The sequence below is a fragment of the Gordonia alkaliphila genome (genome assembly GCF_039542465.1).
Lineage (GTDB): Bacteria > Actinomycetota > Actinomycetes > Mycobacteriales > Mycobacteriaceae > Gordonia > Gordonia alkaliphila.
Window position 1 is genome coordinate 110,616 of the sequence record NZ_BAABIE010000002.1, and the last position, 15,703, is coordinate 126,318.

Sequence of the window (15,703 nt, forward strand, 5' to 3'; positions counted from 1 at the left end):
AGCGGCTCAGCGCCACTGGCCGTAGTCAGCCTTCAGAACCGTGTTGACGTCGACGTTGATGCCGCCGACGGTGCGCTGGCCGGGTATTTGATGCAGGTGAGCGGCCGGGTGGAGGTAGCCCTTGGGCGTGCCCCAGTCGTGCTGCCAGAACCACCGCGCCAAGCCGGCGTTCGACGCCCACTGGATGGTCTGCGCGTTGCCGTACACGCCGACGCGCGCCGGACCGATCACCGAGTTCCACGCCAGCAGGTACGGCGCGATCCGCGTGACGAACTGACTGAAGCTGGGGTCGTCGTCGATCGAGACGTAGATCGGGGCGCCGGCCGGGCCGCCGGCCTCGGTGTGCAGCGCCGCGCCGCGACGCCCATGCCGCAAGCCCGCGGGATAGCCGCCGAGCCAGTCGGCGGTCTCGGCCTTGCCGAACTGATAGTTGGAGACGACGGTGAGGCCGGCCGCCCGCATCGCGGCGGCCTCGGCGGCCAGCAGCGGTTTGCCGGTCATGTACTCGGCTCCCGGCCGACGATCGGACACGTAGCGGATCACCCCGGCGTGCCCGGCGGCCGCGACGGCCTTCGGATCGGGCGTCCCGACGGCGTAGTCGAGCAGTGTGCCCAACGAGGTGCCGGGCGGCAGCGACGGCGGCAGTTCCGAGGACCCGACGGCCTGCACCGTCCCCGCGGGAACGAGCGCGCCGACACCGAGGCCGACGGCCCCGGCGGTGACGGTGGACAGGAAACGACGACGAGACAGCTGCACGCCCTCACCGTAGCGGGAGCCACTCCTACAACTCCAGACCCAATAACCTCATGAGTCTCAATAGTTACCGACCGGCACCAGCCACAGCATCACCGTCGCCAGGACGAGGGCCGGACCGTGCGGGACCGCCGACCGGCCCGTGGCCAGGCACGCCGCCGCAGTCAACGCTCCGGCCCCGGCCACCGCCAGCAGCGCGGTCAGCGGGTTGCCGAGCAGGGCGCCGCAGCCGACCGCCATCTTCACGTCTCCCCCGCCGCAGCCGCGACCGAAGAACCCGATCAGATAGGGCACGGCGGCCGCCACCGCAGCCGCACCCGCCGACGGCTCGGCCAGGATCAGCAGCACCGACGCGCCCAGCAGCGGCACGCTCAGCACATTCCGGATGCGCCCGGTCCGCGCGTCGATCACCGCCAACACCACCAGGTATCCCGCGACGAACCACCCCATGCCCCTCAGCGTGGCCGCCCGAGCCGACGACGCCCCCGCGGCCGTCCACAGGCTCGCCCGCCAGGCGCGGGCTGTCCACAGGCGGGACGTCAGGTCAGCGCGGTCGCCATCGCCGCGCGCGGTGCCGGCCGCCCGGTGAACTGCTCCACCTGGCTGTACGCCTGGTTCAGCAGCATGACGAGGCCGCCCACGACGATGCCGCCGGCCTCGTTCACCGCGCTCGCCAGCGGTGTGGGCCACGGATCGTAGATCACGTCGATCAGGCGACGGGAGGCCCGCAGCGACGCGAGCACCGGGGCCGTCGCGGTGGCCGGAACCGTGGAGATCACCACGTCGGCGTCGGCCGCCGCGGACGCCAACGGCGGACCGTCCTCGAAACCGACCACGGTGCAGGCCAGCCCCAGCCGATGCGCCAGATCCACCGCTCCGGACGCCCGTGCCGCGCTGCGCGCGGAGATCGTCACCTCGTGCACGCCCCAGTCGGCGAGCGCGGCAATGGTCGGCAGCGACGTGCCGCCGGCACCGATCACCACGGCGCGGTCCGCGTCGGCGGGCACCGCCGCTTCCCGCAGGGCGCCCGTCATCCCGTCGACATCGGTGCAATCGGCGCGCCACCGGCCGTCCGGCAGACGCACCAGGGTGTTAGCTGAGCCGATCAACGCGGCCCGCTCGGTGACCTCGTCGGCCACCTCCAGCGCGGCCAGCTTGCCCGGCATGGTCACCGAGAAGCCGACCCATTCCGGTCCCGCCGCGGCGACCCGCTCGGGCAGTTCCTCGGCGGTGGTCTCCAGCCGGTCGTACGTCCAGCCGTCCAGACCGAGCGCGGCGTACGCCGCCCGGTGCAGATCGGGCGAACGCGAATGCCGCACCGGCGATCCGAGCACCGCCGCCTTACGCGCCGTCATCAGCTGCAGCCGGTGGTGATGAACTTGTTCTTGCAGGCCACGTCGCGGTTCTTCTTGTGCCGCTCGTAGCTCTGCGCGAACAGCGTGGTGCCCTGCTTGTCCACGGTCACGAAGTACAGCCAATTCCCCTCGGACGGATTCTCCACCGCGGCCAACGCACGCTCGCCGACCGCGCCGATCGGCGTCACCGGCAGACCTTCCCGCTGGTAGGTGTTCCACTCAGTCTTCGAGGTGTAGGCCTCACCGAAGACATCGATGTTGGTGATGGCGGCCGTGTAGTTGGCTGTGGAATCCATCTCCAGCTTCTGGCCCTTGTCCAGACGGTTGAGGATCACCCGCGCCACCTTGGCGTAGTCGTCGGGCTGGCTCACTTCACGTTCGACGATGGAGGCCACCACCAGCGTGTCGTACGGCAACAGGCCCGAATCGTTGGCGCTGAGCAGCCCCCACGTCTCGAACCGGGTGGCACTGCGCGTGATGAGCGAATTCAGCAGTTCCTTCGCGTCCAACCGGGGATCGACGTCCTCCCACGCTCCGGACGCGATCAGCCCCTCGATCCGGCGGTGATCGCCGTCGAGCTTGGTCACCGCCGACGTCGCCCACTCGGGCACGCCCAGTTCGGCCGCCGACGACTGCGCCGCCGCCGTCTGCAACTGCTCGACGGTGACGCCGTACGTGCGTCCGTCGGCCTCGAGCGACGTGGCATCGGCGAGCATCTGGAAGATGCCGGGGGTCACCTTGCCGTCGACACCGGTCTTGGAGTCGAGCTGCAGGCCCTCGGGGATCACGACGCGTCCCACGCGGCTCTCGCCGCCGGCGATCCGATCGACCGCGGTCGTGGCCGAGATACCGGTCGGAAGTTCGTAGTAGCCCGCCGACAGCGCCTGGTTCCCGGCGGCGTCGACGAAGGCCCGCTGACTGCCGACCACGCCCGCGTCGGTGAGCAACCGCCCGAATTCGCGCAGGGAGGCATCCTCGGGGACCGCCACCAGCACCATGGCACCGCCGGTGGTGGAGTCGAAGTCCTTGCGCGAGTCGAAGACGCCGAGCTGGCGCATGCCGACCAGGCCCACCGACACCAGCAGCACGAGAACGGCCACCATGGCGAAGATCATCCGACCGCGCTTGCGCCGCGCGGGCATACCGGGGCCCGGCTCCGCGTCGTCGAGCCAATCCGGGTTGTCCGGCGGCTCGATCGGCGGCGCGGGCGCGGCCGGCTCCGCGGCCGGCGGCTCGGCGGCCAGCGGCTCGAACACGGCGGGCTCGGGCACGATCGGTTCGGCAGCGAGCGGGACGGGGACGAACGGGTCAGCGGGGGCAGCCGCGGCGGGCGCCGTCGCGACCTCGTCGAGAATGTCGAAGGTGGGCGCTGCCTGCGGGGCCGTGGAAACCGGCGCCGTAGGCGGGGCCGTGGAAGCAGGCGGCGGTGCCGCGGCAACCGGACGCTGCGGCGGTGCCGCGGGCGGTGGTGTGGGAGCCGGAGCCGCCGACGGCGCGGGCGGGGTCACCGGAGTCCGCGGTGCGGCCGGTTTCGTCGGAGCCGCGGGGGGCTCGGTGAACGTCGAGCCGAACTGCATCTGCGGCAACTCGGTCTGCGAGTAGCGGATCTCCAGATACGGGTTGGGCGACCGCTCGGGCCGTCGGTAGTCCACCGTCGGGTCGGGCATATCCGACGGCGTCCGCACGATCGGGATACTGCCCGTCGTCGTCGGATCACCCGGGGCACGACGACGCCGATGCCGCGTGGGCGGCTCAGCGCGATGCCCCGGAATCGGGCGTTCCGGGCCGTTCTCGTCAGTCACTTGCGTCCCGTCCTTGGTTGCGTCGGGCATCCAGCCATCCCTGAAGGATAGCCACCGCGGCGGCCTGATCGATCACGGCGCGCGCGGCTTTACCCTTCCGTCCGCTGGCCCGCAGCGCACCGGCCGCGGTCACCGTCGTGAGGCGTTCGTCGTGGTACAGCACCGGCACCGGGGCGACGGCCGCGGCCACCTGGTCCCCGAAGTCGCGGGCGGCCTCCACGGCCGGACCGTCGGTGTTGCGCAGCGTGCGCGGCAGACCGACGATCACCTCGAGCACTTCGTATTCGGCCGCCAGCGCCGCGACCCGCCGCACATCGGCGTCGTCGGGCGTGCGCTGCACCGTCTCCACCGGCGTCGCCAGGATGCCGTCCGGGTCGCACGTGGCGACCCCGACCCGCACGCTGCCGACGTCGATCGCCAGGCGCCGACCGCGCGGGGCGATCACTGCTCCCCGATGATGTCGCGAATCCGCCGCAGTGCGGCATCGATGCCTGCGGCATCGCTGCCCGAACCCTGGGCCAGGTCCGGCTTGCCGCCCCCTCGACCGGACACCAGCGGCGCCACCTCGCCCACCAGGGCACCGGCCTTGAGACCGCGGTCGCGGGCGGCCGCGGTGGTCGCCACCACGAACGGGACCTTGGCGCCGTCGACGGCGAACAGGGCCACGACGGCATCCCGGTCGGCCACCTTGCCGCGCAGTTCGGTGACGAGGGTCCGCAGACCGTTCGCGTCCACGCCGTCTCCCACCCGGCCGGCCACCACGAGGGTGCCGCCGACGGACTCGGCGTCGTCGATCAGGCTGCCGACGGCCGCGCGGGCCTGCTCGGCACGGACGGCGTCGAGCGCCTTCTCCGCCTCCTTGAGACGCGTGACGAGCTGCTCGACGCGGTCGGGCACCTGCTCGGACGGCACCTTCAGCGACGCCGACAGACCGGCCATCAGGGCCCGCTCCTTGGACAGGTAGCGCAGCGAATCCATGCCGACGTAGGCCTCGACGCGGCGCACACCGGAGCCCACCGACCCTTCGCCGATCACCGTGACCGGGCCGATCTGGGCGGAGGTGCCGACGTGGGTGCCGCCGCACAGCTCCATCGAGAACGGTCCGCCGATCTCCACGACACGCACGTCGTCGCCGTAGTTCTCGCCGAACAGCGCCAGCGCGCCCATCTCCTTGGCCTTGGCCAGGTCGGTCTCGAAGGTGTTGACCGTGTAGTTGGCCGCGACGGCCTCGTTGCTGATCTGCTCGATCTGCGCGCGCTGGTCATCGCTCAGCGGCGACGAGGCGTGGAAGTCGAAGCGCAGGTAGCCGGGACGGTTCAACGAACCGGCCTGGGTGGCGGTGGGTCCGAGGACCTGCCGCAGCGCGGCGTGCACCAGATGGGTGCCCGAGTGGCCCTGGGTGGCCCCGTGCCGCCAGCCGGAGTCCACCGAGGCCAACACCTCGTCGCCCTCGACGATCTCGCCGGCCTCCACCACACCGCGATGCAGCCAGACCTGCTTGTTGAGCTTCTGCACGTCCTTGACGGCCAGGCGCGCGCCGCCGGTGGTGGTGATGGTGCCGATGTCGGCGGTCTGGCCGCCGGATTCGGCGTACAGCGGCGTCCGGTCCAGCACCAGTTCCACCTCGGTGCCCGGGGTGGCCGCCAGCACGCGCTCGCCGTCGGCGACCATGCCGAGGACGCGAGCGTTGCTGACCAGTTCGGTGAAGCCGGTGAACTCGGTGGGGCCGCGATCGAGGAAGTCGCGGTAGGCCGACAGGTCGGCGTGCCCGGACTTGCGGGCCGCGGCGTCGGCCTTGGCGCGTCGACGCTGCTCGGCCATCAGCTCGGTGAAGCCTTCGCGGTCCACCTGCAGACCGGCCTCGGCGGCCATCTCCAGGGTCAGGTCGATCGGGAAACCGTAGGTGTCGTGCAGGGTGAAGGCGTCGTCGCCGCTGATCCGCTCCCGGCCGGCGGCCTTGGTGGCGCTAGCGGCCTCGGCGAACAGCACCGAACCCGAGGCCAGGGTGCGGCCGAACGAGGTCTCCTCGGCGACGGCGACGGTCAGGATGTGGTCGTGCTGCTCGGCGAGCTCCGGGTACGCCGGGCTCATGTTCTCGATGACCTTCTCCACGATGGCGGCCATCGTGGGTGCGGTGGCACCGAGCAGTCGCATCGAGCGGACCACGCGGCGCAGCAGGCGGCGCAGCACGTAGCCGCGACCGTCGTTGCCCGGGATCACGCCGTCACCGATCAGCATCACGGCGGTGCGCGAGTGGTCGGCGATGACGCGGAAACGCACGTCGTCTTCGGCGTTGCCTGCGCCGTAGACGCGGCCGCTGAGCGCGGAGGCGAGGTCGATGACCGGCTTGAGCAGATCGGTCTCGTAGACGTTGTCGACACCCTGCAGCAGGCAGGCGACACGCTCGATGCCCATGCCGGTGTCGATGTTCTTCTTCGGCAGCGGGCCGAGGATCTCGTAATCGTCCTTGCTGGTGCCCTCGCCGCGTTCGTCCTGCATGAACACGAGGTTCCAGATCTCGATGTAGCGATCCTCGTCGGCCTCCGGGCCGCCTTCGACACCGTATTCGGGGCCGCGGTCGTAGAAGATCTCCGAGCACGGACCGCACGGTCCGGGCACACCCATCGACCAGAAGTTGTCGGCCATCCCCCGACGCTGAATGCGCTCGGCGGGCACGCCGATCACGTCGCGCCAGATGCCTTCGGCCTCGTCGTCGTCGACGTAGACCGTGGGCCACAGTCGCTCCGGGTCCATGCCGTAGCCGCCCTGCTCCACCGGATCGGTCAGCAGCGACCACGCGAACTCGATGGCCTCGCGCTTGAAGTAGTCGCCGAAGGCGAAGTTGCCTGCCATCTGGAAGAAGGTGTTGTGACGCGTGGTGACGCCCACCTCCTCGATGTCGAGGGTGCGCACGCACTTCTGCACGCTGGTGGCGCGCGGGAAGGGCGGCGTCTGGTCCCCCAGGAAGTACGGCTTGAAGGGCACCATGCCGGCATTGACGAACAGCAGGTTCGGATCGTCCAGAATCAAGGAGGCGCTGGGCACCTCGGTGTGTCCGGCCCGGATGAAGTGATCCAGGAAGCGTTTCCGGATTTCATGCGTCTGCACTGGGCTGAATGTCCTTCGCTCAACAATCGCGGGTAGTCAGCCCGTCAGTCTACCGGCGACCGGTCAACCCGCGCACGATGGCCCGGAGGCGACCCACGCGCGGACCGAGTTCCCGCTCGAAGCCGTGTTCGGTGGGCGCGTAATAGTCGCGGCCGACCAGCGGATCGGGCGGATACTGCTGGGCGACGACGCCGCCCGGGTAGTCGTGCGCGTACTTGTAGCCGACGCCGCTGCCCATCGCCTCGGCGCCGCTGTAGTGGCCGTCGCGCAGGTGCGGCGGCACCAGACCGATGCGGCCGCTGCTGACATCGCTCATCGCCGCCCCGAGCGCCGCCACCACGCCCGGCGACTTCGGGGCCGTCGCGAGATGAATGGTGGCCTGCGCCAGGGCCAGCCGCGCCTCCGGCATGCCGACCAGCGCCACCACCTGCGCGGCGGCGACCGCGGTCTGCAATGCCGTCGGATCGGCCATGCCGATGTCTTCGCTCGCGTGGATCATCAGGCGGCGGGCGATGAAGCGCGGGTCCTCCCCCGCGGTGATCATCCGCGCCAGGTAGTGCAGGGCGGCGTCGACGTCGGAACCGCGGATGGACTTGATGAAGCCGCTGATCACGTCGTAGTGCTGGTCGCCGTCGCGGTCGTAGCGCACCGCGGCGCGGTCCACCGCGGCCTCGACGTCGGCCACCGCGATCTCCCGCGGCGCCGTGTCGGACTCGTCGGACTCCTCGCCGCGCAGCACACCGTCGGCGCTGGCCTCCAGCGCCGTCAACGCGCGCCGGGCATCGCCGCCGGCGATCGAGACGAGATGGTCGCGTGCCTCGTCCGACAACGCCACCGCGCCGCCGAGGCCGCGCGGATCGTCGATCGCCCGCTGCAGCACCGTGGCGATGTCGTCGTCTTCGAGGGGCCGCAGCTGCAGTACCAACGACCGGGACAGCAGGGGCGCCACCACCGAGAACGACGGATTCTCCGTAGTGGCCGCGACCAGCAGCACGATCCGGTTCTCCACGGCGTCGAGCAGCGCGTCCTGCTGGGTCTTGGAGAACCGGTGGACTTCGTCGATGAACAGCACCGTCTGCTGGCCCTGAGCGAGGCGGCGGCGCGCGAGGTCGATCACCGCGCGCACCTCTTTGACGCCGGCCGACAACGCCGACAGCGACTCGAAGCGCCCGCCGGTGGCGCCGCTGATCATCGACGCCATGGTGGTCTTGCCGGTGCCGGGCGGGCCGTACAGCAGGACCGACGACGCGCCGGACCCTTCGATCAGGCGGCGCAGCGGCGACCGTTCACCGAGCAGATGCTGTTGGCCGACGATCTCGTCGAGCGTCCGCGGTCGCATGCGCACCGCGAGCGGCGGGACCGCCGAACCCGGGTGCGGCGCGGCGGCGGGCGCCTGTGCGTCGTCGCCGGGGGCGGCGAACAGTCCGGGTTCGGGGTCGGTCATCGCGCTCAGTCGAACCAGAAGTGCGCCAGCGCCCGCTCCATCGCGGTGGCCGCCTCGGCGAGTTCGGCGTCGTCGACGGTCCGCGCCGCATCCGCCAGGTCGGCCCACCGAGTCAGCACCACGCGGGCGTCGGTGGTGTGCAACGCCCAGTCGTGGCCGCCGGTACCGCTGGCCACGATCCAATGCGTGCTCAGCCACACCCAGAGGGTGCGCGCGTGCAGGAGCGGCCGGACGAGTCCGGCGTCGCGGGTCAGATTGGGCCACAGGCCCTTCACCTCGGCGCGCCACGCGTCGACCAGTTTCCGCTCCAGGTCCGCGCGCCGACTCACCGAGGCCTCGCCGACGTAGGCCGGGAACGTGACCAGCGCGTAGGCGACGTCCAGCGAGGCATCGCGGAAGGCGGCGAACTCGTAGTCCATGAACTGCACGCCGTCGTCGTTGAGCAGGATGTTCTCCGGCCCCACGTCCGACGGGCTGAACGCGCGCAGGTCCCCGCCGGCGAACAGATCGCAGCCGGCGGTGAGTTCCGCGGCCAGTCGCGGCGAGAGGTCGATGCCCAGCCGCGCCACCAGTTCGTGCGCGCCATCGCGGGCCGCGGCGGCCTGTGCGGCCACCGCATCGGTACCGCACGCGTCACCGTCGTCGGTCCGGCCGACGGCCTGTCGGAGCAACGCATCGAAGTCTTCTTCACCGCCGACGGTGGCCGCATGCATGCGGCCCAGGGCCTGGCCCCACGCACTCACACCGCGAGCGGCATCGTCGAAGTCCTCAGAGAGCAGTTCGATCATGCCGCGGCCGTGGCCGAGGTCGGACAGCACCAGGATGCGGCGCGCCTCATCAGCCGCGAGGAGCTGCGGGCCCGGACGGGACTGACTCGGCAACGCGGTGGCGTAGCGGTACCCCGCCACTTCCCGGAGGAAGGGCGCGGTGGGCGCTCCGTCATCGAGCACCTTGATCACCACGGTGCGGCCCACGCCGAGCGGATTCTCGCCGAGTCGGGCGCGGACCACCGTGCTGCGGCCGGTGCCGCCGAGGTCTTCGGGGTCGAACACCTCGACGGTGGACCCGGCTCGCCGAGTCAGCAGCGCCTGCCCGGCGGCGAGTGCCTCGGACAGGAATTGCGCGACTACAGCGGTCATCGGTTGGTGCCGACCTCGACCTTCGGGTCCTTGGACGCAGGCTGCTTGGAAGCCGGCTGGGCGTCGATGCCCGACTCCTTGCGCTGCTGCGCGGTGATCGGCGCCGGTGCATCGGTCAGCGGGTCGACGCCGCCGCCCGACTTCGGGAAGGCGATCACTTCGCGGATCGACGGCTCACCGGCGAGCAGCGCGGTGATGCGGTCCCAGCCGAAGGCGATGCCGCCGTGCGGCGGCGCACCGTAGGCGAAGGCGTCGAGTAGGAAGCCGAACTTCTCCTGCGCCTCGTCGTGCTCGATGCCCATGATCGCGAAGACGCGTTCCTGTAGGTCGCGCCGGTGGATACGGATCGATCCGCCACCGATCTCGTTGCCGTTGCAGACGATGTCGTAGGCGTAGGCCACCGCGGCGCCGGGATCGGCCTCCAGGGTGTCCAGGCACTCGGGCTTGGGCGAGGTGAAGGCGTGGTGGACGGCGGTCCAGGCGCCGTCGCCCACGGCGACGTCACCGGACGCGGTGGCCTCGTCGGCCGGCTCGAACATCGGGGCGTCGACCACCCAGGTGAATGCCCAGTCGCCGTCCTTGATCAGGTCCAGCTTCTGCGCGATCTCGCCGCGGGCGGCACCGAGCAGCGCCCGGCTCGCCTTGACGGCGCCGGCGGCGAAGAAGACGCAGTCGCCCGGCTGGGCACCGACGTGGGCCGCCAGCCCCGCGCGCTCGGCGTCGGACAGGTTTTTAGCGACGGGCCCGCCGAGGGTCCCGTCCTCGCCGACCAGCACGTAGGCCAGACCCTTGGCGCCGCGCTGCTTGGCCCATTCCTGCCAGGCGTCGAGCTGGCGACGCGGCTGCGAGGCGCCGCCCGCCATCACCACGGCGCCCACGTACGGGGCCTGGAAGACGCGGAACGGGGTGTCGGCGAAGTACTCGGTGCACTCGACCAGTTCGATGTCGAAGCGCAGGTCAGGCTTGTCGCTGCCGTAGCGGCGCATCGCGTCCGCGTAGGTCAGGCGCGGGATCGGCGTGGTGATCTCGTAGCCGATCAGCTTCCACAGCGCGGTGAGGATCTCTTCGGCGAGGGCGATCACGTCGTCCTCGTCGACGAAGCTCATCTCGACGTCGAGCTGGGTGAACTCCGGCTGGCGGTCGGCGCGGAAGTCCTCGTCGCGGTAGCAGCGCGCGATCTGGTAGTAGCGCTCCATGCCGGACACCATCAGCAGCTGCTTGAACAGCTGCGGGCTCTGCGGCAGGGCGTAGAAGGAACCGGGCTGCAGGCGCGCGGGCACCAGGAAGTCGCGGGCGCCCTCCGGGGTGGACCGGGTGAGCGTCGGGGTCTCGATCTCCAGGAAGTCGTGTGCGGCCAGCACGGAGCGGGCCGCGGCGTTGGCCTGCGAGCGCAGCCGGATCGCCTTCGCGGGGCCTTCGCGACGCAGATCCAGGTAGCGATGACGCAGGCGCGCCTCCTCACCGGGCTGCTCGTCGAGCTGGAACGGCAGCGGAGCGGACTCGTTGAGCACGATCAACTCGCGCGCGTTGATCTCGATCTCGCCGGAGCTCAGGGCGGCGTTGGCGCTGCCCTCCGGGCGCACCTCCACGTCGCCGGTCACCTGGACGCAGAACTCGGCGCGCAGCTTGTGCGCGGCCTCGGCGACCTGCTCGTCGCGGAAGACCACCTGCACCAGACCGGAACTGTCGCGCAGGTCGATGAAGACGACGCCGCCGTGGTCACGGCGACGCGCCACCCAACCGACGACGGTGACACTCTGGTTGGCGTTCTCGGGACGAAGAGAACCGGCGAGGTGGGTGCGAAGCACTGAGTTCCTTTCAGCGGTGCCGGGTCAGCGATGCCGGACGGCAGGCATGACTCAACCCTTGATCTTAGAGGGCGCGGGCCATTACGGGCATCTCGCGTCCGGTTCGGCTCACTTGCACACCGAAGTCGCCCACGCTCGTGCCATCATGAGCCTTGTGACTTTCCAAGGTAGTGGTGGGCTCGATACCAGCGGCGTCAGCGCGGGCGGCTCCGGCGGCGGAGGCGGATTCGGCGGCGGAGGCGGATTCGGCGGCGGCAAGATCGCGCTCGGCGGCGGCGCCGGTCTGATCCTGACCATCGTGGCGTTGCTCTTCGGCATCAATCCGGGCGACCTCATGGGCGGCACCGGCAGCAGCGTCTCGCAGCCGTCTGACGTCGGGTCGAACGCCGCGCTGCAGGAGAAGATCGACAACTGCACCATCGAGCAGGCCAACACCGACGACGTCTGCCGGATCGTGGCCACGACCAACAGCCTGAACCGCGTGTGGCCGAAGCTGATGTCCGGCTACACCGCCCCCAAGACGGTGATCTTCTCCGGGTCGATCCAGACCGCGTGCGGCGCCGCGTCGTCGGCGATGGGCCCGTTCTACTGCCCCGCCGACGAGACCGCCTACTTCGATCCGTCGTTCTTCAGCGAGCTCAAGCGCATGGGCGGGTCCGACGGCCCGCTCGCGCAGGAGTACGTGGTGGCCCACGAGTTCGCGCACCACATCGAGAACCTCACCGGCGTCCTCGCCAAGGGCCAGCGGATGGGCAACGAGGGATCGGTCCGCATCGAGTTGCAGGCCGACTGCCTCGCCGGCGTGTGGGCCGCGCACGCCGACAAGGGCCCCGACGCCCTGCTCGCCCCGCTGACCGATCAGCAGATCGCCACCGTGATCCAGAGCGCCAAGGCGATCGGCGACGACACCATCCAGGGTTCGCGCTCCAACCCGGAGAGCTGGACGCACGGTTCGGCCGAGCAGCGCGTGCGCTGGTTCACCATCGGCTACGAGTCCGGTCAGCCCAACCGCTGCAACACCTTCGCCACCAACGACCTGTAGTCGCGAACCGGGCGGCGCCCCGCCGGAACCTCAGCCGAGGTTCAGGCGGGCGCGCACCTCGGCGACGATGCCGTCGAGGGCCACCTTGGTCTGCTGACCGTCGGCGAGGTCCTTGATCTCGATGGTCCCGTCGGCGAGCTCGTTCTCGCCCAGCACCAGCGCCAGGCGGGCACCGGAGCGGTCGGCGGCCTTCATCGCACCCTTGAGGCCGCGGTCGCCGTAGGCGAGGTCGACGCTGACGCCGTGCTCGCGGAGCCGCCCGGCCAGGGCGACCAGTTCGTCCTTCGCGGCTGCGCCGAGCGGTACGCCGAATACCTGGACGCGCCCCTCACCGGCCACCGACACGTTCTCGGCCGCCAGGGCCAGCACCGTGCGGTCGACGCCGATGCCGAAACCGATGCCGGACAGCTCCTGCTTACCGCCGATCGCGGCCATCAGGCCGTCGTACCGACCGCCGCCGCCGATGCCCGACTGGGCGCCGAGACCGTCGTGCACGAACTCGAAGGTGGTCTTGGTGTAGTAGTCGAGCCCGCGGACCAGGCGCGGATTCAGTTCGTAGGGCACGCCGAGCCGGTCGAGGTGACGGCGCACCTGGGCGAAGTGTTCCCCCGCCGAATCGCTGAGGTAGTCGATCATCAGCGGCGCGGTCGCGGTCGCCTCCTTGATCTCCGGGCGCTTGTCGTCGAGCACGCGCAGGGGGTTGATCCGGGCGCGTTCGCGGGTGGCCTCGTCCAGATCCAGACCGAGCAGGAACTCCTGCAGCGCCTCGCGGTAGCGGGGGCGGCAGGTGTCGTCGCCCAGCGAGGTCAGTTCCAGGCGGTACCCGGAGAGTCCGAGACGACGGTAGCCCTCGTCGGCCACCGCGATGACCTCGGCGTCGAGCGCCGGATCGTCGACGCCGATGGCTTCCACGCCCACCTGTTGCAGCTGCCGGTAGCGACCGGCCTGCGGGCGTTCGTACCGGAAGAAGGGGCCGGCGTAGCAGACCTTGACCGGCAGCTGGCCGCGGTCCAGGCCGTGCTGGATCACCGCGCGCATCACGCCCGCGGTGCCCTCCGGACGCAGGGTGACGCTGCGACCGCCGCGGTCGGCGAAGGTGTACATCTCCTTGCTGACCACATCGGTGGATTCGCCGACGCCGCGCGCGAACAGCGCGGTGTCCTCGAAGATCGGCAATTCGATGTGTCCGTAGCCGGCGCGGTGTGCGGCGTCGGTCAGGGCGTTGCGGACGGCCAGGAAGTCGGCCGAGGCCGGCGGGAAGTAGTCCGGCACCCCCTTGGGTGCGGCGAATTCTGCACTCACAGTCCGAAACGTCCCTTCTTGGTCGCGCCCGGCAGATCCTGCAGGAACGGGTTGGCGGCGCGCTCGGCGCCGATGGTGGTCTGCGGGCCGTGCCCGGGCAGTATCAGGGTCTGATCGTCGCGGCCCATCAGGCGTTCGTCGATCGAGTCGAGCAGCTGCTGGTGGTTGCCGCCGGGGAGATCGGTCCGGCCGATCGATCCCTGGAACAGCACGTCACCGCTGAAGCAGACGGCGGCGGGTCCGGCCTCGGTCGGCACGTCGATGGACAGCAGCACGCTGCCGCGGGTGTGCCCCGGTGCGTGGTCGACGCTCCAGCGCACGCCCGCCACGTCGACGTCCTCGCCGTCGACGAACTCGATGACCTTCTCCGGCTCGCGGAACTCCATGACACCGATCATCGACGCCAGGGCCTTGCCCATGCCCTCGCCGGGATCGACGAGCATGCCGCGATCGTCGGGATGGATGTACACCGGCACCGAGTACTCGTCGGCCAGTTCCTGCGCGTTCCAGGTGTGATCCAGATGGCCGTGCGTCAGGAACACCGCCACCGGCGTCAGACCGTGCTCGGCGAGCAGTTCGCGGACCTGGGGGGCCGCATCCTGACCCGGATCGATCACGACGGCCTCGCGTCGTTCCTCATCGGCGACGACGTAGCAGTTGGTCGAGAACATGCCAGCGGGGAAACCGGTGATCAGCACGGTGGGTGTTCCTCAATTCTGGAGACGGGGCGGGTCGGCGGCACTCCCATTGTCTCAGGGAGGCTCCATTGTCTCAGGAACCGGTCGGAACCCCGTCATCGGCGTGCCAGCCCCCGGCCCACCGACGTTCCTGCGATAGCATGGGGCGCCGATGGGCCGTCGTGGTGTGCACGTCGGCAGACCACCAGGAGGATTCCCCCGCGTGACGAGCAATGAGGAGCGCCGCGAAGCCGCGAAGCGCAAGCTGGAACAGCGATTGGAAGCCGAGCAGCAGCAGGTGCGTCGTCGTCGGCTCATGCTGGGCTCGGCCGCCGGCGTAGTGGTGCTGGTCGCCGCGGCGGTGGGCGGCTTCTTCATCTACCGCGCCTGGGACGACAGCCGCCGTGTGATCTGCACCTACAACGAGGCCGCCGATCCGTTCGAAACCCTGCCCGACGCTCTGCCCGCCAACGTGCCGGACGAGTCGAAGAAGCAGATGCAGGAACTCCTCGACATGTACAAGCAGGGCGAGAAGCAGCAACGCACTTCGCCCACCCCGCAGAACGATCCGCTCAAGGAAGGCACCGTGCAGGTGACCTTCGACACGTCGGTCGGCAAGATCGCGACCACGTTGAATCGTGCGGACGGCCCCTGCAACGTCAACGGCGTGATCTCGCTGGCGCAGGACGGTTACTACGACGACGTGCCGTGCCACGGCATCACCATCACCAAGGACGCCGGCGCCATCCTGTGCGGCGACCCGACCGGCACCGCGGGCACCTCCGGCGGTTGGGCCGGCGGCAACCCGGGCTGGACCATGCCCGACGAGGTGCCGACGAACCTGAAGCCGGTCGGCGAGCCCAGCCCGCTGGATCCGTCGCAGCAGTCGGTGGTCTACCCGCGCGGCACGGTGGCGGTGTTCAACGTCAATACCCCGGGCAACCCGATGCAGATGCAGCAGCCGGTGGCCAACACCGGTGCCGGCAGCCTGTACTTCTTCCTCAAGGACAGCCCGCTGCTGCCCAACTACACGGTGATCGGTTCGGTCGACGAAGGCAGCCTCGGCGTGCTCGACAAGATCACCGAGAACGGCATCGCGCCGGCGCCGGGAACCTACACCCCGAAGCCGGGCGAGGAACTGCAGTCCGGTGTGCCCAAGACCGAGGTGGTCGTCACCGGTGTGGGCGTCCGCGAGGACTGATCCCACCTGACACGCCGACACAGCCGGGCCCCGTTCGCGGGGCCCGGCTGTTCTGGTTTCCGGCTGTTTCTG

At 70.5% G+C, this 15,703-nt stretch carries 13 protein-coding genes; 2 read left to right on the forward strand and 11 right to left on the reverse strand.

The window, feature by feature from the left end; genetic code table 11:
* Nucleotides 1-6: 6 nt before the first annotated feature.
* From ABD989_RS02415 to aspS, 9 genes are all read right to left on the reverse strand, one after another.
* Nucleotides 7-756: a DUF1906 domain-containing protein gene (locus ABD989_RS02415; RefSeq protein WP_425556462.1), complete on the reverse strand. Its 750-nt coding sequence runs from the start codon at nucleotides 754-756 to the stop codon at nucleotides 7-9.
* A gap of 57 nt (nucleotides 757-813) precedes the next feature.
* Nucleotides 814-1,203 (reverse strand): prepilin peptidase, encoded by a 390-nt coding sequence (locus ABD989_RS02420; protein WP_345312293.1) that lies wholly within the window; start codon nucleotides 1,201-1,203, stop codon nucleotides 814-816.
* 89 nt (nucleotides 1,204-1,292) lie between these two features.
* Nucleotides 1,293-2,108 carry a shikimate dehydrogenase gene (locus ABD989_RS02425; RefSeq protein ID WP_246995797.1) on the reverse strand — a complete coding sequence of 272 codons (816 nt, stop codon included), beginning with the start codon at nucleotides 2,106-2,108 and terminating at the stop codon, nucleotides 1,293-1,295.
* Entirely contained in the window at nucleotides 2,108-3,910 is a 1,803-nt protein-coding gene (locus ABD989_RS02430; protein WP_345312294.1) for an endolytic transglycosylase MltG, read from the reverse strand. Before ABD989_RS02430 ends, ABD989_RS02425 begins: the two co-directional genes overlap by 1 nt.
* Nucleotides 3,903-4,355, reverse strand: a complete 453-nt coding sequence (gene ruvX / locus ABD989_RS02435; RefSeq protein WP_345312295.1) for a Holliday junction resolvase RuvX — start codon at nucleotides 4,353-4,355, stop codon at nucleotides 3,903-3,905. Before ruvX ends, ABD989_RS02430 begins: the two co-directional genes overlap by 8 nt.
* Nucleotides 4,352-7,018, reverse strand: a complete 2,667-nt coding sequence (gene alaS / locus ABD989_RS02440) for an alanine--tRNA ligase (protein WP_345312296.1) — start codon at nucleotides 7,016-7,018, stop codon at nucleotides 4,352-4,354. Before alaS ends, ruvX begins: the two co-directional genes overlap by 4 nt.
* A 49-nt stretch (nucleotides 7,019-7,067) precedes the next feature.
* On the reverse strand, nucleotides 7,068-8,462 hold the full coding sequence (locus ABD989_RS02445; protein WP_345312297.1) for a replication-associated recombination protein A: 1,395 nt from the start codon (nucleotides 8,460-8,462) through the stop codon (nucleotides 7,068-7,070).
* A 5-nt stretch (nucleotides 8,463-8,467) separates the two neighbouring features.
* Nucleotides 8,468-9,601, reverse strand: a complete 1,134-nt coding sequence (locus tag ABD989_RS02450; protein ID WP_345312298.1) for a hypothetical protein — start codon at nucleotides 9,599-9,601, stop codon at nucleotides 8,468-8,470.
* The gene (aspS, locus tag ABD989_RS02455; RefSeq protein ID WP_345312299.1) at nucleotides 9,598-11,409 is read right to left on the reverse strand and encodes an aspartate--tRNA ligase; all 1,812 of its coding nucleotides are present in this window, start codon (nucleotides 11,407-11,409) and stop codon (nucleotides 9,598-9,600) included. Before aspS ends, ABD989_RS02450 begins: the two co-directional genes overlap by 4 nt.
* A gap of 154 nt (nucleotides 11,410-11,563) precedes the next feature.
* On the opposite strand from aspS, the gene ypfJ reads away from it, so the two are divergent.
* The gene (gene ypfJ / locus ABD989_RS02460; protein ID WP_345312477.1) at nucleotides 11,564-12,451 is read left to right on the forward strand and encodes a KPN_02809 family neutral zinc metallopeptidase; all 888 of its coding nucleotides are present in this window, start codon (nucleotides 11,564-11,566) and stop codon (nucleotides 12,449-12,451) included.
* A gap of 30 nt (nucleotides 12,452-12,481) precedes the next feature.
* On the opposite strand, the gene hisS is transcribed toward ypfJ, so the two are convergent.
* Nucleotides 12,482-13,753 carry a histidine--tRNA ligase gene (gene hisS / locus ABD989_RS02465; RefSeq protein ID WP_345312300.1) on the reverse strand — a complete coding sequence of 424 codons (1,272 nt, stop codon included), beginning with the start codon at nucleotides 13,751-13,753 and terminating at the stop codon, nucleotides 12,482-12,484.
* A complete protein-coding gene (locus tag ABD989_RS02470; protein ID WP_345312301.1) occupies nucleotides 13,750-14,451 on the reverse strand; it encodes an MBL fold metallo-hydrolase in 702 nt (233 codons plus the stop codon). Before ABD989_RS02470 ends, hisS begins: the two co-directional genes overlap by 4 nt.
* A gap of 202 nt (nucleotides 14,452-14,653) precedes the next feature.
* On the opposite strand from ABD989_RS02470, the gene ABD989_RS02475 reads away from it, so the two are divergent.
* Nucleotides 14,654-15,631, forward strand: a complete 978-nt coding sequence (locus ABD989_RS02475) for a peptidylprolyl isomerase (RefSeq protein ID WP_246995777.1) — start codon at nucleotides 14,654-14,656, stop codon at nucleotides 15,629-15,631.
* The last annotated feature ends 72 nt before the right edge of the window (nucleotides 15,632-15,703 follow it).